This window comes from Acinetobacter gyllenbergii CIP 110306 = MTCC 11365, assembly GCF_000413855.1.
GTDB classification, from domain to species: Bacteria; Pseudomonadota; Gammaproteobacteria; order Pseudomonadales; family Moraxellaceae; genus Acinetobacter; species Acinetobacter gyllenbergii.
In genome coordinates, this window is record NZ_ATGG01000033.1 from 1 (window position 1) to 19,366 (window position 19,366).

At 40.4% G+C, this 19,366-nt stretch carries 22 protein-coding genes; 12 read left to right on the forward strand and 10 right to left on the reverse strand.

Annotation, left to right across the window (positions count from 1 at the left end):
* From F957_RS21695 to F957_RS03435, 4 genes are all read left to right on the forward strand, one after another.
* Positions 1 to 576 (forward strand): DUF7738 domain-containing protein (locus tag F957_RS21695; RefSeq protein ID WP_016660550.1); only part of this gene is annotated, 576 nt, incomplete at its 5' end.
* Positions 577 to 587: 11 nt separating this feature from the next.
* Entirely contained in the window at positions 588 to 1,388 is an 801-nt protein-coding gene (locus F957_RS03445) for a DUF7738 domain-containing protein (protein WP_016660551.1), read from the forward strand.
* 45 nt (positions 1,389 to 1,433) lie between these two features.
* Positions 1,434 to 1,790, forward strand: a complete 357-nt coding sequence (locus tag F957_RS03440; protein WP_016543125.1) for a hypothetical protein — start codon at positions 1,434 to 1,436, stop codon at positions 1,788 to 1,790.
* Between the two features lie 28 nt (positions 1,791 to 1,818).
* Positions 1,819 to 2,172, forward strand: coding sequence for a hypothetical protein (locus F957_RS03435; RefSeq protein WP_016660552.1), 354 nt, complete (start codon positions 1,819 to 1,821; stop codon positions 2,170 to 2,172).
* Between the two features lie 70 nt (positions 2,173 to 2,242).
* Here F957_RS03435 and purB read toward each other — a convergent pair whose 3' ends face one another.
* From purB to F957_RS03415, 4 genes are read right to left on the reverse strand one after another with little or no spacing between them, the layout of a single operon-like run.
* Positions 2,243 to 3,631 (reverse strand): adenylosuccinate lyase, encoded by a 1,389-nt coding sequence (gene purB / locus F957_RS03430; protein WP_016543126.1) that lies wholly within the window; start codon positions 3,629 to 3,631, stop codon positions 2,243 to 2,245.
* A gap of 54 nt (positions 3,632 to 3,685) precedes the next feature.
* Positions 3,686 to 4,417: a high frequency lysogenization protein HflD gene (gene hflD, locus F957_RS03425; RefSeq protein ID WP_016543127.1), complete on the reverse strand. Its 732-nt coding sequence runs from the start codon at positions 4,415 to 4,417 to the stop codon at positions 3,686 to 3,688.
* Positions 4,418 to 4,435: 18 nt separating this feature from the next.
* Entirely contained in the window at positions 4,436 to 5,569 is a 1,134-nt protein-coding gene (gene mnmA / locus F957_RS03420) for a tRNA 2-thiouridine(34) synthase MnmA (RefSeq protein WP_016543128.1), read from the reverse strand.
* 4 nt (positions 5,570 to 5,573) lie between these two features.
* Entirely contained in the window at positions 5,574 to 6,062 is a 489-nt protein-coding gene (locus F957_RS03415; RefSeq protein ID WP_016543129.1) for an NUDIX hydrolase, read from the reverse strand.
* Positions 6,063 to 6,240: 178 nt separating this feature from the next.
* On the opposite strand from F957_RS03415, the gene F957_RS03410 reads away from it, so the two are divergent.
* The 4 genes from F957_RS03410 (at position 6,241) to F957_RS03395 (ending at position 9,438) form a co-directional block, all read left to right on the forward strand.
* Positions 6,241 to 6,762, forward strand: coding sequence for a hypothetical protein (locus F957_RS03410; protein WP_016543130.1), 522 nt, complete (start codon positions 6,241 to 6,243; stop codon positions 6,760 to 6,762).
* Between the two features lie 133 nt (positions 6,763 to 6,895).
* Positions 6,896 to 7,609, forward strand: coding sequence for a nucleotidyltransferase domain-containing protein (locus tag F957_RS03405; protein WP_016543131.1), 714 nt, complete (start codon positions 6,896 to 6,898; stop codon positions 7,607 to 7,609).
* 321 nt (positions 7,610 to 7,930) lie between these two features.
* Complete coding sequence (gene fmdA / locus F957_RS03400; RefSeq protein WP_016543132.1) at positions 7,931 to 9,106, forward strand: formamidase; 1,176 nt, start codon at positions 7,931 to 7,933, stop codon at positions 9,104 to 9,106.
* A gap of 35 nt (positions 9,107 to 9,141) precedes the next feature.
* Complete coding sequence (locus F957_RS03395) at positions 9,142 to 9,438, forward strand: FmdB family zinc ribbon protein (RefSeq protein ID WP_016543133.1); 297 nt, start codon at positions 9,142 to 9,144, stop codon at positions 9,436 to 9,438.
* Positions 9,439 to 9,561: 123 nt separating this feature from the next.
* Here F957_RS03395 and F957_RS03390 read toward each other — a convergent pair whose 3' ends face one another.
* The 4 genes from F957_RS03390 to F957_RS03375 form a co-directional block, all read right to left on the reverse strand.
* Positions 9,562 to 9,873: a 3-hydroxybutyryl-CoA dehydrogenase gene (locus tag F957_RS03390; protein ID WP_228129664.1), complete on the reverse strand. Its 312-nt coding sequence runs from the start codon at positions 9,871 to 9,873 to the stop codon at positions 9,562 to 9,564.
* A gap of 87 nt (positions 9,874 to 9,960) precedes the next feature.
* On the reverse strand, positions 9,961 to 10,506 hold the full coding sequence (locus F957_RS03385; protein WP_016543135.1) for a gamma carbonic anhydrase family protein: 546 nt from the start codon (positions 10,504 to 10,506) through the stop codon (positions 9,961 to 9,963).
* A 92-nt stretch (positions 10,507 to 10,598) separates the two neighbouring features.
* Positions 10,599 to 11,747: a D-alanyl-D-alanine carboxypeptidase PBP5/6 gene (dacC, locus tag F957_RS03380; protein WP_004652823.1), complete on the reverse strand. Its 1,149-nt coding sequence runs from the start codon at positions 11,745 to 11,747 to the stop codon at positions 10,599 to 10,601.
* 127 nt (positions 11,748 to 11,874) lie between these two features.
* Positions 11,875 to 12,279 carry an MCR_0457 family protein gene (locus tag F957_RS03375; protein ID WP_016543136.1) on the reverse strand — a complete coding sequence of 135 codons (405 nt, stop codon included), beginning with the start codon at positions 12,277 to 12,279 and terminating at the stop codon, positions 11,875 to 11,877.
* A gap of 314 nt (positions 12,280 to 12,593) precedes the next feature.
* Between F957_RS03375 and F957_RS03370 the strand changes: the two genes are divergently transcribed.
* Positions 12,594 to 12,956 carry a VOC family protein gene (locus F957_RS03370; protein ID WP_016543137.1) on the forward strand — a complete coding sequence of 121 codons (363 nt, stop codon included), beginning with the start codon at positions 12,594 to 12,596 and terminating at the stop codon, positions 12,954 to 12,956.
* A 99-nt stretch (positions 12,957 to 13,055) separates the two neighbouring features.
* Here the strand turns inward: F957_RS03370 and F957_RS03365 are convergent, their stop codons facing one another.
* On the reverse strand, positions 13,056 to 13,430 hold the full coding sequence (locus F957_RS03365; protein WP_016543138.1) for an MCR_0457 family protein: 375 nt from the start codon (positions 13,428 to 13,430) through the stop codon (positions 13,056 to 13,058).
* Positions 13,431 to 13,769: 339 nt separating this feature from the next.
* On the opposite strand from F957_RS03365, the gene surE reads away from it, so the two are divergent.
* From surE to F957_RS03350, 3 genes are all read left to right on the forward strand, one after another.
* Complete coding sequence (gene surE / locus F957_RS03360) at positions 13,770 to 14,540, forward strand: 5'/3'-nucleotidase SurE (RefSeq protein WP_016163204.1); 771 nt, start codon at positions 13,770 to 13,772, stop codon at positions 14,538 to 14,540.
* Positions 14,541 to 14,659: 119 nt separating this feature from the next.
* The gene (locus F957_RS03355) at positions 14,660 to 15,484 is read left to right on the forward strand and encodes a peptidoglycan DD-metalloendopeptidase family protein (RefSeq protein WP_016543139.1); all 825 of its coding nucleotides are present in this window, start codon (positions 14,660 to 14,662) and stop codon (positions 15,482 to 15,484) included.
* Between the two features lie 137 nt (positions 15,485 to 15,621).
* On the forward strand, positions 15,622 to 16,551 hold the full coding sequence (locus F957_RS03350) for a LysR family transcriptional regulator (protein ID WP_016543140.1): 930 nt from the start codon (positions 15,622 to 15,624) through the stop codon (positions 16,549 to 16,551).
* A 45-nt stretch (positions 16,552 to 16,596) separates the two neighbouring features.
* Here F957_RS03350 and F957_RS03345 read toward each other — a convergent pair whose 3' ends face one another.
* Positions 16,597 to 19,227: a Lon protease family protein gene (locus tag F957_RS03345; protein ID WP_016543141.1), complete on the reverse strand. Its 2,631-nt coding sequence runs from the start codon at positions 19,225 to 19,227 to the stop codon at positions 16,597 to 16,599.
* Positions 19,228 to 19,366 lie beyond the last annotated feature (139 nt).

Here is a 19,366-nt window from a genome sequence, read left to right on the forward strand (position 1 = left end):
ACTGTAGAACCTTGGCTCAAAGCATTGGGAAAAAATTATAGAAAAGTGGATAGTACAGATGGAGCTAATTTAACCAATTTATATATCTATGATGAGATTGGCGTTCGCTTGGTTGAGAGAAAAAATGATAAGCAAATTGATAGTTTTCGTTTCCGTTTAGAAAGACCAGAGCACGATATAAAGAAAGAAACAGATGCAGAAATTGAAGAAGAGCTAAAGAAACCTGATACGGAGCAAGTAAGAAGTATCTTTAAGGATGCGATTGATGTAGATGGCGTACTTGTCGGTGCTTATCCCATGCATGATGAAATTAGAAGTAAATTCCATGCAAAAACACGGGTGAGCTACAACTTTACGACAGATTGTAATGAAAATCAAAAAGGTGACGTATTTGGAATTGAGTTAAGTACCAGTTTTAATGATCCTGAAGTGATTGATCATATGTATTTTTATAATTATTTTGATTCTATCAGTGATGAGGAGAAAGCGAGACAGCGTAAAGCATTCTGTGAAGGCCCTGATCGCGATCATCCTATTTTAGGCGGCGGTTGTGACGACTATCCTGTGAAAAAATAACTGTATTGAATATGAATAAATTTAATATTTTTGGAATTCTGCTTATCAGCTTTGTATGTATCAGTTGCAGTAATGACCAGTCAGCAGGGCAACCAAGTGCTGATACAGAAGGATCTATCAAGAAATTAAACCAGAAGCATCAATTTAAGGTGCGTGGCTGTGCAATTCATTATAACGGCACAGATCTCTATCTGAATTCTACTGTAGACCCTTGGCTCAAAGCATTGGGAAAAAATTATAGAAAAGTGGACAGTACAGATGGAGCTAATTTAACCAATTTATATATCTATGATGATATAGGCGTTCGCTTGGTTGAGAGAAAAAATGACAAGCAAATTGATAGTTTTCGATTTCGTTTAGAACGTCCAGCACATGATATTAAAAAAGAAACCAATGCCGAAATAGAAGCAGAATTGAAGAAACCTGATACGGAACAAGTACGGAGTATATTTAAAGATGGGATTGATGTAGAGGGTGTACTTGTCGGTGCTTATCCCATGCATGATGAAATTAGAAGTAAATTCCATTCCAAAACACGCGTGAGCTACAACCTTAAGGCAGATTGTAATGAAAATCAAAAAGGTGAGCCATTTGGAATTGAGTTAAGTACCAGTTTTAATGATCCAGAAGTGATTGATCATCTGTATTTTTATAATTACTTAGATTCGATGAGTGAAGAGCAAAAAAAACATTTATATAGAAGAAAAGATGAAACTGGTAAGGAGGTATGCGACGAATATTTTGATGTAAAAGCTATGAAGGTTGTCCCAAGATACTGCACGGAAAAGGAGTTGGAAGAGGAAAATAAGTAAACTTCTTTTTTTTCTTAGTAGTTGTAATGTTCAGGATGATTTTTAATGAAATACAAGTTGATTTTAATTGTTTTGGTTATTTTTGCGCTGCAAGGCTGTGGCAAGAAATATAAGATTACACCTGAAAATTTAAATGTAGCCCATGTTAATCAATTTTATCATCAGGTCATTCATATTTCTGGTGGAAAAGTTATTGATAAGCATAAGCCATTAAATACAGACATCCCAAAGGATCTAGGAGTTGAGGTTCGACCTGTTGATGATTTAGATGGATATAATAGAATAGAAATTAAGGGAACTCCAAGGTATAAAGGTACATTTACAGTTCATATCTCAGCTGGGTTTTACGCTGGCGGGGACGCTGAAATAGACAAAAAATACACTTTTATAGTTCAAGAGTAATTGAATAGTCATAGTTTAAGGGTTTGGTATGAATTTCACATTTATCTTTACTCTATGTTTCGCTTTAATGGGATGTAGTCGAAATTATCAAGTACAACCTAGTGAATTACCAATCGCTCATATGAATAAAAATTATAGTCAGGATATTACGATTACAGGTGGAAGAGTTATAGAAAGAAGTTTTGAGATAAAAACAAACTTTCCAAGTGATATGGGGGTTGAAGTAAAGCCGATTAATACAAATGATATAAGTGCGTATAATAAATTAAGGGTAGAAGGAGTACCAAAATATAAAGGAGCCTACGATATCAGTATTTCTGTGGGTTTTTATGGGGCGGGGGATGATGAGTTGAGTAAAACCTACAAATTTGTTGTGAATTAAATGTTTGGACACTAACTTTCTAAATTATAAAAAAGCAGAGCCGAAGCTCTGCTTTTTAAGTCAATCAGTTTTAGATTTTGCTGATCAAGTCATTGATTTGTTTTGCTTGTTCAGCTGCATTACCCGTATAGGTTGCAGGTGTTAACTCAGCTAGGCGAGCACGCTCATCAGCTGGTACTTGTGCAAGTTCATCACCATTGACGAAGTTCACCATCATCTCACGTGTCATTGCTTGACCACGAGTAAGTGCTTTTAATTTTTCGTATGGCTTTTCAACATTGTAGCGACGCATAACAGTTTGGATCGGCTCTGCAAGAACTTCTTGTGCTTGATTTAAATCTTCGTCTAAACGTGCAGCATTCAGTTCAAGTTTACCAACGCCTTTTAAGCAGGCATCAAAAGCAATTAAGCTTTGGGCAAAACCAACACCCATATTACGTAATACGGTTGAGTCAGTTAAGTCACGTTGCCAGCGTGAAACAGGCAGCTTTTCACCTAAGTGACCTAAAACAGCATTGGCAATACCCAAGTTACCTTCAGAGTTTTCAAAGTCAATCGGGTTAACTTTATGCGGCATGGTTGAAGAACCCACTTCGCCATCTTTTAACTTTTGTTTGAAGTAACCGAGTGAGATATAGCCCCAAACGTCACGGTTAAAGTCGATCAAGATGGTGTTGTAACGGCGTAGAGCATCAAATAACTCAGCCATATAGTCATGTGGCTCGATTTGTGTGGTATACGGGTTGAAGCTTAGGCCTAAAGACTCAACGAATGCTTGTGCATGTGCAGCCCAGTCAATTTCAGGGTAAGCAGAAAGGTGAGCATTATAGTTACCGACAGCACCATTGATCTTGCCGAGTAATTCAACATTTTCAAATTGCTTGATTTGGCGCGCTAAACGATAAGCAACGTTTGCCATCTCTTTACCCAACGTGGTAGGGCTTGCCGTTTGACCATGTGTACGAGACAACATCGGTTGTTCAGCATGCGTTGTTGCCAAAGCAGAAATCGCATTGAGAAGTTGCTTCATACTTGCAACTAAAACTTCACGACCATTTTTCAACATTAGCGCATGAGACAAGTTGTTGATGTCTTCAGAAGTACAGGCAAAGTGAATGAATTCGCCTGCATTTTGTAATTCATCAATATTGGCAATTTTTTCTTTAAGGAAATATTCAACCGCTTTTACATCGTGGTTCGTAGTGCGTTCAATTTCTTTAATGCGGTTTGCATCTTCTTCAGAGAAGTTTGAAACGATTGCATCTAAAGCTGCATTGGTTTCATTTGAAAACGGTGCAACTTCAATGATTTCTGCACGATTTGCAAGTGCTTGTAACCAACGCACTTCAACCGTGACACGAGCGTGGATTAAACCAAACTCAGACAAAAAAGGGCGTAGGGCATCGCATTTGCTAGCGTAACGTCCATCAAGTGGCGAGAGTGCGGTTAAAGCATTCATACAGATTCCTTAATTTTGGAATAAACATAAAAATAAATTCGTTGTAGCATCGGTCTATACCACCTGATACTGCAAACGAGCGAGAGCTTGAATATCTTGCAATAATTTGCGTTTACTAAAGATCATACTCCATGAGCTGCCACCGAGCTGCTTCCATAAATGTGCAAGTTGTAAGCCTGTAAAGAGGCATGCACGAATACGGTTGGTATGATTGATATCTTTAAATGCTTCGGCATTGCCACGCACTAAAATACGTGGATTGATCTGTCCAGCAGTTTCTACATAGGTCTGTGCGAGATTGGCAATGATGCTTGGGTGCAGATAGTTATTATCGAAAAATGAGAGTTGCTTTAAGATTTTTTGCTGTGCTGTTTCGATGATTTTGACGTATTCGGGATTGCTGTAGACTTTCTTTTCCAGTTGCAATAAAGCCATTGCATAGGACATCGGCAGTTTAGCCGTAGACATTTTTGGAACACGGGATTTGGGCGCGGTATTAAAAGGCTGAGTAATACAGCCTTCTAATGTTTTTAAGCCGAGTGAAATATCAGCAAGTTGATTAAAGAAATCTAGGGTTTGCGTAGCATTGTTGGCAGTCGGTCTAATATTCAGGCTGGCTTTGATCAATAGCTCAAAATAAAAATTACCACTATCACCAATGCTTTGCTGGCCAGCCATTGCAGTCATATGTGTTAACTGAGTTGCCTGAAAGACCGCAGCCAATGCCAGAGCACGGTTCTGTCTAACATTCAACGCTTGAGTGTGCTGAAAGGGTAACTCGACCATGCTTCGCTTCCAATTTCCTTAAATAAAATCTGGTTCAGGTGCATTGGTATGGTGAATCACACCACCGCCTAAGCAAACCTCTCCAGAGTAGAACACCACGCTTTGTCCTGGAGTCACAGCGCGTTGCGGCTCATCAAACTCAACCCGAATGCCATGTTCAGTCTGTTCATCGCGATAAATTGTACACGCTTGATCTGGCTGACGATAACGGGTTTTCGCTGTGCAGCGGAATCCAGCCGATGGAATGTCCTGTTCACCTGCAACCCAATCAATCGACTCGCTCCAAAGCTGTGTACTTTGCATCAATGGATGTTCATGTCCTTGACCAATCACTAGTCGGTTATTGGCAATATCTTTATGGAGTACGAACCATGCACCTTCTTGTACACCTTTCATACCACCGATACCGATACCACCGCGCTGACCCAGCGTATAGTACATCAAGCCATGATGTTCACCAACTTCTTTACCTGATTCCAAAACAATTTTTCCAGCTTGTGCAGGTAAGTATTGTTTTAGGAAGTCAGTAAAGCGACGCTCACCAATAAAACAGATACCGGTGGAGTCTTTTTTCTTGGCTGTTGCTAAATCCAGTTGCTCTGCAATGCGACGCACTTCGGGTTTTTCAATTTCACCCACAGGGAACAAGGTCTTGTTAATTTCTCGACCATGAACCGCATGTAAGAAATAGGTTTGATCTTTATTATTATCGACACCACGGAGCAATGGCGCATAGCTTTCGCCACGTGAATTTTGTAGGCTCGCACCACGACGTGCATAGTGACCTGTGGCTATAAAGTCTGCACCCAAGGTCATGGCATGATCGAGGAAGGCGCGGAATTTAATTTCTTTATTGCACAGAATATCTGGGTTTGGTGTGCGACCCGCAGCGTATTCAGCCAAGAAGTGTTCAAAAACACGATCCCAGTATTCCATGGCAAAATTGGCGGTGTGCAGCTTGATACCAATCTTATCTGCAACCGCTTGTGCATCTGCTAGGTCTTCTAATGCTGTGCAGTAATCCGTACCATCATCTTCTTCCCAGTTTTTCATGAAAAGACCTTCAACTTGATATCCTTGTTGAAGTAATAATGCGGCAGAAACGGAGGAGTCTACACCACCAGACATACCGACGATGACACGTTGTTGCATCTAATTAAGCGTCCAAATGAGAAGTTAATGAGGGAGAAAAAGGGTGCTCATAAATAAGCGATAAAGGATATTTTTTGCCAGCCAAGGCATCTTTAACAGCTTTTAAAACCAATGGGCTACGCGCTCGTGCTGATTCTTGTAGTTCATCCAAGTTCATCCATACTGCAGCGACAATGCCTGTATCCAGTTGTGCATTTTCTTCAACTGCCGTGACATGGGCCAAGAAGCAAAAACGATAGTAGGTACGATCAGGAAACATTGGCGGTGTATAGGTATAGATGCCCAGTAGATGATCAATTTCAACGTGATGGCCTGTTTCTTCTAAGGTCTCACGAATGGCTGCTTGAATAATGGTTTCACCACATTCGACATGACCTGCTGGTTGATTAAACACGGTATGTACAAAGCCTTCGCTGTGTTCTTCAACAAACAGAAAACGTCCGTCTTTTTCGACTACAGTGGCGACTGTGACATGAGGTGTCCAAGCGGTCATAGAAAGCACCAAGGTTTTAAAAAACGTATTCTACAAAATTTGAGGCTCGGTGGCTAGTTGATGTCGATGTGCATTTTTCTGACATGAGTTGAATATAAGGTTTTAGTTGTAAAATATGACAATATTCAATTAACGTTTAGGCATCCCTTTTTTTAATTTTCTAATTCTTAATAAATATATGCATTCAGTTTCCGCCATTTTTTTACAAGAACATCCAATTCATGGGTGTATTCATGATGTAAGCAACAAGTTAAAACCATTTCCGATTCTTGCAATTGATGATGTGCCCTTGAATCAATGGGTCAATCAAAATACAGAGATTCTTGAGCGCACAGATAACTTGGTTCCCGCTCAAGGGTGGCTATACGATTTTGAGAGTGAGCTTGCATTAAGTCATGCTTGGGCGCTTTTAACGCCGAATTATTGTGAATATGGTCCAATTTCAACTGTTGTTCCTATTTTAGTCTGTCCAGATGATTTGGATCTGATCTGTAGTGTCGTTGTCGTTGAGCAAGTGGTTACAGCGACAGAAGTAAAATGGGTAAGATTTGGGCAAGCATTTGGAAATCTCCATGATGTTGTGACTTCTGTTATTTGGCAGCAAGCTCCAATTACACCAGAATTAACCTTCCAGTTTTCACAATTTGAACAAACTGTTTGTGAGTTAAAAGGCTTGGATCGGATGTGGCGTAATGCTTAGATCTCAGGATATGTTGTATGCAGCAAAAATCTTCATTAGTGTGATGGGATAATGAAACATTTGAGTGTCTTCAAGCGTTAAAACATAGCTCAAGGCTACTCTATTCGGTTGTTCTGAGGTGTAGGAATGAATGATGATTCAAAAGGCATATCAGCCAGTTTTAAAAGACCTAATCTCGGTTTTTACTGGCGAATTTACGACACAGCTTGATAGCCTTTATATTTATGGAAGTGTAGCGAAAGGAAAAGCGATTGTTGGTCAGTCAGATTTAGATGTGTGTGTTATTTTTAAGCATCAAATTGAGCATCTGGATCAAAAAATCGCTGAAATTAAAGCAAGCCTTATCGCGATCTATCCTTTTATTGCAAAGATTGATGTCGATGTTGGCTATTTAAGCGAGGTTCTACATGAGAAAAATAAGCGTCGATGGGGAGCGTGGATTAAGTTTTTTTGTACCAATATTTATGGGAGAGATTTAAGCTGTTTTTTCAAGGATATCGAGATTGATAGACAGGTAATTCGAGCAATCAATGATGGATATCATGAGGAAATACAAGCATATTTGGATGTGCTGGAAGTAAATGACAAGCCTCAAGAGGAATTGATCAAGCTAAAAAAATCTTTAATAAAAAGAATGATTCGTCTGCTGCCTTTAACTTTGAATAATATTGAGGACTGGCCATTAAGTTTAAATGACACCATCGAACAAACGATACTGGCCTATCCTCAGCAAAAAGATCGGCTGTTTTTCTTGCTGCAAGAACTTGATCATCCAAGCTCAGTTGATGTGCTCTTAATGAATCAATTAACAGAGACTTATATTTGGATTGAAGCGCATTTGATTTAATTTTTGCTGTTTCTATTTGCTCAATCTATGACTTGTTTAAATAAATATCCTTTACATAAACGTGCGATGAATTTGGCAAACGGAAGACGGATTCCCACATGCGCAAAAAAAACTATGTATCACCGACAGCCAAAATTTGATCTCTAGTAAATCGAAAGTGTTTGATTCAAAAAAACAGAATGTGCTAGTGTGTTTTTTGACCGTAGGGTAAAAATAATAATCCCCGCCTAGAAAAGTCATATTTGTGATGGCCTTTCAATGATTTAGAAGTAGAACAGATAATTTATTAGATTGATAGACAGCACACGGAGTTAAAATATTATGCAACATATTAAAATTAAACCTGGTGTCGCTTTAGCAGAACAAGCAGAGATTGGCCATAATCGCTGGCATCCAGATATTCCATTTTTAACATCGGTGAAACCAGGCGAAGAAATTCTTATTGAAAGTCTAGATTTTCTAGACGCTCAAATTAAAGATACCGATGATGTTTCTGATGTAAAACATGTTGATCTCACGCGAGCACATCCTTTGACAGGCCCTTTTTATGTCGAGGGTGCTGAGCCAGGGGATTTGTTGGTGATTGATCTTTTGGATATTCAACCTATCTCTTCGGTCGGTTTTTCTGGGGTTTTTGCCAAGGAAAATGGCGGTGGATTTTTAGCTGATTATTTTCCTGAAGCAGATAAAGCAATTTGGGATTTAAAGGGATTATTTGCAACGTCGCGTCATATTCCTGGTGTTCGTATTGCTGGCTTGAAGCATCCTGGCTTAATGGGGACGCTTCCTTCACATGAACTGTTAAAAGAATGGAACCGCAGAGAAGCATTATTGGTACCTAAGGGACAGGCAAATCCACCCGATCCAAGAACTGCAGTATTACGCGGCGTGACGGGGGCTGAGTTTGATCGGATGGCTGCTGAGGCAGCACGTACAGTGCCACCACGTGAGCATGGTGGTAATACCGATATTAAAGATCTTGCTGCGGGCAGTCGTATTTATTTTCCTGTGTATCAGAAAGGTGCTGGCTTCTCGATGGGTGATTTACACTTTTCACAGGGTGATGGTGAAATTGGCTTCTGTGGTGCGATTGAAATGGACGGGGTAACTCGTGTTGGCTTTGATCTGATTAAAGGCGGAATGGAAAAATATAATATTGATTCACCGATCTTTGTTCCAAGTAATGTCAGACCAGCCTACGATCAGTGGTTAACCTTTGAAGGCATCAGTGTTGAAAATGGGGTAAATCATTATCTGGATGCGACGGTTGCCTATCGCCAAGCCTGTTTAAAGGCGATTAAATATCTTGAGAATTTTGGATTTACGGGATCTCAAGCCTATATGTTGCTGACTGCTGCACCTGTTGAAGGGCGTATCGGTGGCATTGTGGATATTCCAAATTGTGCATGCACCATTTCTCTACCAACCTCTATCTTTGAGAAGAATATTTTGCCGCAAGGTGCCTTAAACGAGAATAAGTTTTGGGGACATCGTTAGTAATATTAATACCAGCGTATAAGAAGGATTTTAAGATGCCACTGTATGATTTTAGATGTGAACATTGTGAAGGGATTTTCGAGCAGAATGTCCCGATGGTCAGTATTGCAAGGGATAATACTTCTTGCCCATATTGTCAGCAATCCATGTTGTTAAAACCGATGATTACAGGGCATCAAAAGGTCTCAGTCAAAAATAAATGGCGACCTTCATCCAGTGCCGAGCAATTGGCAGGTCCATTGGTTGAAGGGCCTGGAACACATAAAAAAAGTGCTCGGACATCGGTATTGCATAATTGCCGAGGCGTGAATTGTTCTTTATGTGAGCTTTGAGCTTCTACACTTTAAAAGTAGGAGAGATGTGCCATTTTGTAAGAGTAGGGCAATTGTGATCATGCAGCATAAAAATGATATTCCAAATTTTTATAGTTCTTGATTGAGCCGCATCAAAAAAATTTAATCAATATTATGTTCTAAACAGTATTTTTTCCATTTACTTTTAAAATTTTCGATCGCATTTTCAGCTTCTTTTTCATCTGCATAAACAGGGGAGTTCTTTGCTTCATCAACTATTTTGTTGAATATTTCGCTTTTTTCTTTAAATAGTTTTGCATAAGTATCTTTTGCTTTTTCTACATCAGATCCCATTTGATGGAATGTCATCATTGTATCTGCTGTATATTCGATACCCGCACATTTTTCTAGATCTGCAGCATTTAGGGGTGATGTTAAAAAATACATGATGAATAAGGCGATTATCTTTTTCATTTAAACAAACCAAGTTAAAAAAGAAGAGTGTACATATATTTACTCTCTTCTTAATTATAATCAAAGATATAAAAATCAAGCTGAAAATTAAGAATCCATTTGATCTAAATAATTATCCTTCACTTTCACATAATGACGTGCTGAGTAAGGTAAAAATTCCATTTCTTTTTCAGTCAATGCACGAACTTGCTGTACTGGACTGCCGACATAGAGATAACCACTTTTTAACACTTTACGTGGTGGCACCAGACTACCAGCACCAATCATCACATCATCTTCAATAATCACGTCATCTAACACCACGGTATTAATCCCGATCAAGACGCGATTACCAATGCTACAGCCATGTAAAGTCACATGATGCCCAACAGTTACATCTTCTCCAATGACCAGCGGAGAACCATTCGGTTTGGATTGATTTTTGTGGCTGACATGCAACATACAGTGATCCTGTACATTGCTGTTTTTGCCGATTTGAATCGAGTTTACATCACCGCGAATCACGGCAAAAGGCCAGACCGAAACATTCTCTGCGAGCTGGACATCACCAATGACCACTGACATGTCATCAATGTAGCAGCTTGAATCAACCTTAGGTTTTTGGTCTAAATAAGGACGAATGTTCTTTGGCATAAGGGCTTTCGATAGAATAATTTAAAGGAATTATAAAATAAAAAAGCATTCATGCCCAAGGGCATGAATGCTTAATCGTAGTCTTCTAAAACTTAGAATAAGTTACTGAAGAACATTTTGATATGGTCAATCATACGTGCAAAGAAGCCAGCTTCTTCAACAGGTTTTAATGCAACCAGTGGTTTTTCAGCAATCACTTTGCCATCAAGACTCGCCACTAATTTACCGACCACTTGACCTTTGGCTAAAGGTGCATTCAGTTTAGGTTGAACCACAAGCTGAGTTTTGATCTTGTCTGCTTGGCCCTTAGGCATGGTCACATTGAAGTTTTCAGCTAGACCAATTTGAACTTCGTCTTGTTTACCAAACCAGACTTTTGCTTTAGCAAGAACTTGGTTGGCTGGTTGAACGTTTGCAGTTTCAAAGTTGGCAAAACCCCAAGCCAATAAGGTACGTGTTTGGCTGGCACGTTCATTCATGCTTGGTGTACCAAAGATCACCGAGATCAAGCGCATTGGACCGCGTTTACTTGATGTGGTTAAGCAGAAACCTGCTTCATTGGTATGGCCTGTTTTTAAGCCATCGACACTTGGGTCGGTATAAAGCAGGGCATTACGGTTACCTTGCTTAATCCCGTTGAAAGTAAATTCTTTTTCAGAATAGATTGGGTAGTATTTCGAGCTGTCTTTAATAATATGTTGAGCAAGAATTGCCATATCTTTTGCAGTTGAGTAATGACCATCAGCTGGCATACCTGTTGAGTTGATGAAATGTGTATTTACCATACCCACACGTTTTGCTTCTTGGTTCATCATGTGGGCAAAAGTACCTTCGTTGCCCGCAATGTGTTCAGCCATTGCTTTAGATGCATCATTACCTGATTGGATGATAATACCACGTAACATTTCTAACACAGTTGCCGTGCCATTTAATGGAACGTACATACATGATTCAGAGCTGCTACCACGACACCACGCCGATTCATTCATGCGTACTTGTTCGTTTTCAGTCAATTCACCCTTTAAAAGTTTCTGTTCAATGATGTAGCTTGTCATCATTTTTGTCATTGAAGCAGGTGCAAGTTTTTCATTTTCGTTTTTGGCAGCGAGAATCTGTCCTGTCTCGTAATCCATGAGTACGTAGGATTTATTATTTAATTCTGGTGGGGCAGATAGGACAGTTGCTGCATATGAAAAGCTTGGCAAAAGGAGTAATGCAGCAAGAGCGCTTTTTTGAGTCATTCTAGGTGGTTCCAATATCTTGTATGAAGCAGACGAGCTTAGCATTTTAGGACAAAGCAAAGCCGACTTCTACGGGGGAAGTCGGCTTTTTCATACAGTATTGTAACCTGAAGCTTAATTGGTCGGATTATTTCGAATAATAATTACGAACATCATCGCAAATTTGACGATTGTCATTGTCAGAAGCCGCTTTTGCATCTGCACGTGCTTCTTTTAATGCCTCTTGGAAGTCCTTACCTTTGACTCGTTTATTGAGGGTTTCAACGGCATTACCATCGTTGTTTAAATAAGCTTTGACGAGATTGTCATAGGCTTTATTAAATTTTAAATCTTTGCCGATTAAGCTTGGGCAAATTTCAGAAAGCACATAGATCGCCGCAAGTTCTTGTTTGGTCACGCTATCAGAAGTTGGCGTAACTTCAATTTTTTCTGCTTCAGCGGCTTTTTTATCTGCTGCAAAGGCTGTAGGAGCTAAAGCGCTCGAAGCGATGAGCAATGATAAACCTAGTGTTTTAAAAACATTTTTCTTCATAAGAAATCAAACTCAAAAACAAGACTTAAAGAATTTGAATAACTTATAGCATAAATGCATGTTAAAAAATGTATGTTTGCTGTAGGAAGCGTGGAGAAAATGTGGCGTTAAATTTTCAGAATATTAAGTACCCTCACTATATCGACAACATGAGCTGCAACTGGACATCGCTATTTGTACATCATGTGCTTAAAAATTATACTATTAAATGGATGTATCTATTCGGCGATAGGAATGGATGAAGCTGCAACGCCCTCAAGGGAAGTGCGCAAAGTAAATAAAATAATAAATCTGTATAGAACAGGAGCAATAAGATGAAGACAAAATTCACAGGCGGCGTCGATATCGCGCTTAAACTTCCACCACATCAATTTGAAGCCACCGTTGCATTTTATCGTGATGTGATTGGGCTTAAACAAATTACAGAAAAACTGCCTGATATCGGTTTTGAACTTGGACCTGTTAAATTATGGATCGCTGCGGCGCCAGAAATGAGTCAAGCAGAGTTATGGCTTGAATTGTTTACTGATAACTTTCCTGAAGCGGCTGAATATTTGAAAGCCGCAGGCGTGGTTCGTTGTGATGCAATTGAACCCTTAGCAGAGGGATTTCGAGGAGGGTGGATTAGCAGTCCGGCCAATATTATTCATATGGTTCGTGAACCAGATGCATGGTAAGCATGATTCGAGCAACATCAATATTTTTGATGAATGAGATATTGTGATGTGGTTTTAAATCATTTAATTGTTAAAACCACATCAGATTTTTAAAAGTAATTAACCTTCAAAGTTAAGGACTTCATCACAAACTGATTTTTGTTCAGCTTTATCCACTTCTGATGCTGCTTCACGAGCATCTTTCAGTAAAGTTTTAAATTCAGCATCGTTCTGCAAGCTGTCTAAAGATGCAGATTTGTCAGAATAATTGCTGAGATATGAACCCACCATTTTTTTGATGTTCTGGTCAAATTTTGCATTCTTGCCAATCAGGTTTGGACACATTTCAATAAGCACTTGGGCATTGGCAATGTCATCTTTGATTAACGCATCTGCTTCTTTCACTGAAACCGCTTCATCAGCAAAAACGGCAGGTGCTGCTAAAAGTGTGAAACTCACCCCGAAAATTCGAATAAAATTAGATAAATGTCTCATGGCTGTATAAATTTCTAATACTATGAAAACCTAAATATATATAATTCAAGGAATAATTCAATTGAAAAAACTGTCGAGTAAGTTGAACTCAGTTGACTCTACAATGACATTGCTGGCCAAGAATCGTATTGAAACTATGTTCTCAATGATCGCTGAGTATTGAAATCAATTTGCACGATGTTGGTCGTTCGGCAATGTTTAGAATTGGCGCAAATCTTAGAATGAAACTTGACAAAGGCCGTATCATTGCCTAGGTTTCATGCCAGATTTAAATTATGTTGGCCTAAACGCAAGGGATGACTGAAATGTCAGTTGTCCTCAAATAGAGAATAGATTCTAGTGAATATTTTGATCGCAAATGATGATGGTGTATTTGCACCTGGACTACAAGCTTTAGCACAAGCATTAAAACCTTTGGGCCGTGTCGTCGTTGTTGCGCCAGAAAGTGAACGGAGTGGTTATTCCAGTGCTTTGACTTTGGATCGTCCTTTACGACCAATACAAATTTCTGAAGATGTGTGGGCAGTCAATGGAACGCCTGCTGACTGTGTTTATTTATCCATGAATGGACTATTCGATTTTGAGTTTGATCTGGTGGTGAGCGGGATCAACAGTGGTGCGAATCTGGGTGATGATGTGCTTTATTCAGGCACTGTAGGCGCAGCTTTTGAAGGACGGTTGATGAAACACCCAGCAATTGCCGTTTCTTTGGCGGGCTCAAATGTACGTTCTTATGAACATCCACAGCACTATGCTGTTGCGGCACAATGGGTACATGATTTTATCGCCAAAGGTCTTCCTGTATTGCCACCACGTCATATTTTTAATATTAACATTCCAGATATTGAACAGATTAAGGGTGCGCAGGTAACCTATCAGGGGCGCCGTGCTCAATCTAAGCCTATTAGTAGTCATGTTGACCCGCGTGGTCGTCAGGTGTACTGGATTGGGTTGGCTGGAGAGGCGATTACCGATCCACAAGCGGTATCAAGTGATATTCAGTCTGATTTCTTTGCGGTTTCGAACGGTTATGTCAGCATTACCCCGATTCAGATGGATGCAACTAACTATGCGGTGCTTGAAAATTTGCATGCTCATGTAAATGGTTAGGCGTATGAATGTTATAACTTTGTGAATATAGAATGTGAGAGCTCGTTTTTTCTCACTTTTTTGATACTCTTAGGCGCAAATGTAATAATGAATTAAGGTTTTTTTCGATGAGGGCGAAGATGCACTTAAACCATGTCTCGGTTTTTCTATCACAGAAGATGATTAAAACAATCGTTTTGTCTATGGCGGTTGCGACAGTGGCAGTTATGACAGGTTGTGCATCTAAACCGCAAGTAAATGGTGGGTCGCGTTATGTACAAGCACCTAACTATTATACTGTGCGCTCAGGCGATACCTTAAGTGCGATTTCTAACCGTTATGGCTTGAACTATCTTGATGTTGCTGCATTGAATGGTATTGCGCCACCGTATCGAATTTATGTCAATCAGTCTTTGCGTCTCAAAGGCTCTGTGGCACAGCGTACAACGTCTACGCAAGCCATGACACAAACAACACCAATTCAACGTCAAAGCATTAACTTACCGACTCAGCAGCCTGTTGCTCCAAAAACACAGCCTGTCGTGCCGAGACCAATTGCTCCAGTTGTACCGGTGAATCCATCTACGACCTTGGCGTCAAGTTTACGCTGGGTGAAACCATCGAATGGACCAATTATTCAAAGCTATAATATGGCAAGTAATGTAAAAGGAACGCGTTACGGCGGTAATGAGGGCGATCCAATTTTTGCAGCAGCGAATGGTCAAGTGGTCTATGCAGCAGATGGTTTAAAAGAGTACGGCAATCTAGTTTTGGTTAAACATATTGATGGCTATATCACTGCTTATGCACATAACAGCAAAATGCTAGTGAAGAGTGGCGATACGGTAACGGCTGGACAGAAAATTGCAGAGATGGGTTCTTCAGGTGCTTCACGTGTCATGATGGAGTTTCAAGTCCGTTTAGATGGAAAACCTGTGAATCCTGTCACAGTTTTACCAAATTAACCTTAAGATTATTAACAATATTTCAATTATTTATTAATAATCCTCTAGTGCGTAAATAGACTTCCTTGTATACTGAAATGAGATTGCTTTCATTAGAACAATAAGCATATTAATAAATTAAGGTAAGAGGGAAGTCTATGCTAGATCAATTGCGTGCAATGGGGGTTTTCGCCTGTGTTGTGGAAAGAAGCTCGTTTAGCGGTGCTGCTAGAGAGTTAGGAATTACGACCAGTGCAGTCAGTCAACAAATCCGTTCTTTAGAACAAGAAATGGATGTCACCTTACTTCATCGCTCAACCCGAAAACTCAGTCTGACCGAAGCAGGACAAGCATTCTTTTTAAGTTGCCAAGAAATGCTGGCAGCTGCTGAACGTGGCAAGATTCGAATTAATGAGTTAAGGGATGATCTGGTTGGGGATTTGCGTATTGCGACTACACCCGAATTGGGTGCCTTACATGTCATTCCTGCGCTTTCTCATTGGATGTCTGCGCATAAAGGTTTGGCTATCCATTTTGAAGCGGATCACCGTTATATCGACCTCATTGAAGAACGGATTGATATCGCGATTCGTATGAGTCTAAAAGTTGATGATCATCAACTCTCTGCCGTGCCTTTGGCACGTGTTGACCAAGTCTTGGTGGCTTCACCAAGTTATCTCAATCAAGCTCAGCCAATCACGCGTCCAGAAGATTTGCGCCATCATGAGTTGCTACCAATCACCTTGATGCAAAACTATCAGCACTTTGCATTCCGTCATGGAACAAGCGGAGAAGTTGTCAATGTGGATATGAAATCACGTTTAGGCACCAATAATGTCTTTGTTGCAAAATCTCTGTGTCAACAAGGTCATGGTGTCGCACGTATTCTCTATATGGATATCCAAAAAGAATTGGTGAATGGTTCTTTGGTTGAAGTACTACCAGATTGGCAATTGCCAGCCTATACCTTGCATGCTTTAACATCTAAGCGTGAACAGTACCCAATGAAAGTACATCGCTGTATTGATGCGCTGAAGCAATACTTTGCTCAGCTACCTGGTGGACGTTCCTTGCAGGGCGTAGCCTAATAGAAAAAGCCATGCTCCTTTCAGAGCATGGCTTTTTTTTTACATCTATTTTCGTTTCTTTCTGCTGAGGGATGTTAAGCGCTTCGCTTCAAGAGTCGTTTCTTCGATAGTTTTCGCTGTAAGCTCATCTTTCTTGGTCTTTTTGCGCTTTTTCTTTTTCTTTGGCTCATCATCTTCAACTGCTTCGCCGTCTTCAATCGCTTGCCAATACTCAAGTTGCTCCATCACTGCCGCGTAAATCGAGTTCTTACTATAGCGACCTTTTTTGTCAAGTGTGCCGACTGGGCGAGCCATTAAGATTTCTAAGGCTTGATCAATGGTATCAATCGCATGAACATGGAATTGGCCTGCTTGTACGGCGTCACTCACATCTTGGCGTAACATCAAATGCTGCATGTTTTGACGCGGAATGATGACCCCTTGTTTGCCAGTTAAGCCTTGTAATTTACAAGCATCGTAGAAACCTTCAATTTTGGCATTGACGCCACCAATCGGCTGCACTTGGCCCAATTGGTTCATCGATCCCGTGATTGCCCAAGACTGATCGATCGGGATTTGACAGATCGCAGAGATCAGCGCTGAAAGTTCCGCAACAGTGGCGCTATCTCCATCGACTTGTCCGTAGCTTTGTTCAAAGGCCAATGCGGCAGAGAAATGTAAGATTTGCTCACGACCAAAATGGGCTTTTAAGAAGCTCGACATCAGTAACACGCCTTTGGCATGCAGGGAACCACCAAGCTCAACACTACGTTCGATATCGAGGATATCTCCGCCACCTTGATACACAGATGCGGTCAGACGAGATGGCAGACCAAACTCAACATCAGCATAATGAATGACAGAGAGGGCGTTGATCTGGCCAAGACGATGTCCTGAGGTCTCAATCAACTGAGTGCCACGAGAAAGATCCTGCCAATACAACTCACGTAAATAGCCTAAGCGGTATTGACGATGATGTAGAGCTTGGTTGACATGTTGATCAGTCACAATCTTATCATCAGCTTTAAACGCGTGATGATGTGCTTCGCGAATTAAATCACCTAAGGTAGATGCATGGAGTGACAATGAGCTTTGGTCTTCAGCTTGGCGACTCGAATCGGTCAATAAGGCTGCAAGTGCAGAACGATCAAACGGAAGGAGTTTGTCGGCTTGCACATAATCAGCAATCAGCTGCATATAGGCCTGCTCATTACTGTCATTACGTTGTAATGTATCAGTGAAGTCAGCACGAATTTTAAAGACGCTGCCCAGCTCTGGTTCTACTTCCAAAATTTCATAATAAATTTCAGGTTCTGCTAATAAAACCACTTTAATATCAAGTGGAACAGAAGCAGGCTCTATAGAAATGCTTCCTGTTAAGGTCAGCATATGCTCGAGTGATGAAAGCTTGAGTTGCCCAGATTTTAAGGCACGCTTTAGGCCTTGCCATGCATAAGGTTGTTCAAGTAATTGCTCCGCTTCAAGCATGAGAAAACCGCCATTGGCTTGATGTAAAGAACCTGGGCGAATCAAAGTGAAATCGGTGGTAATGGTGCCATTATGTGTAAGTTGTTCAACATGACCCAATAGGTTGTAGTGCGTTGGGAAGTCTTCAAAAATAACTGGCGCACCACTATTGGGTTTATTGGCAACGATTACGTTGGCTTGATAGCGTGAAGGAACTCGATTGAATAGAGCAGGAGTAAAGTCATCTTCTTCTTGCTCTAAAATCAGCTCAACATTATCAATAATATCTTCAGCATAATGTTTTAAATATAAGTCGAGTCCTTTCACCTCTTTGTTTTTGTTTAAGAGTGACTCAACACGTGGCATGACCACTTGGGTCGCGATATCGCGATTCAAACTTGATACTTGATCGCGGGCGTCATCTTCTAAATCGCCTAGATGTAGACCCAAGCGCTCAAGCTTTTTCTCCATATAACGCATATTGGTGTTAATTTCAGCACGCTCTTTGCTACTTAGGGCATTCAGATCATTTTGGCTTAACTCGTGATATTCATCGTCGCGTAATTGCATTGGAATAAACACATGCTTGTCATTGCGAGAAACCAATTTTAGATCAAGCCCTTCACCTTCTTTTGTGAGTTCAACCAAAGCTTGCTGCTGCACATCGCCAGTATCCTGACGAATACGTTCAATACGGTTGTGGTAACTTTCTGCGCTAAAGCGGCGCTCGAGTTGTTTTAAAATAATTTGCCACGCTTGTTGTAAGGCATTTTGAAATTTACTGCCTTGTCCCGCAGGGAAGCGTAGCGCAATCGGTTGTCTTGGATTTTTGAAGTTGTTGACGTAGACCCAATCGTTTGGCGTCGGCATGGTTTTGGCGTGCTGCTGGAGTAAACGTTTGATCATGGTACGTTTACCAAGACCTGCTGTGCCGACAGCAAAAATGTTATAGCCTGAGTAAGGGAGTGAAATACCTGCTTCAACAGAAGCGCGCGCTCGGTCTTGCCCCAAAAAATTATTGAGCGGTTTAATTCGTTTAGTTGAACTCGGAATTTCTGCGAGATCTGGAATATGCGTCAGTTGATCGGCACGTAAAGCGGTTTTAATCAGTGTTGCTTGTATTTCCGTCTGCTCAAAGGCACTAGGTAAAGAGTTTATATTTGCGGTGATAGTGTTTGTTGGTGTTAAAGATAAAGTTGTTGCAGTCATCTGATCGAGTTTTTGGGTCACTGTTGCTATCCAACAAATAAACTAAAGTTGAGTAATTAAAGGTATACAGTTTTAGCCCCAAAGATCAAGCGAACTTGTGTTTTTTATCGACAAAACAAAAGAATGATTGCATAAAGCAACTTGCAAGCAAGGGCAAGAA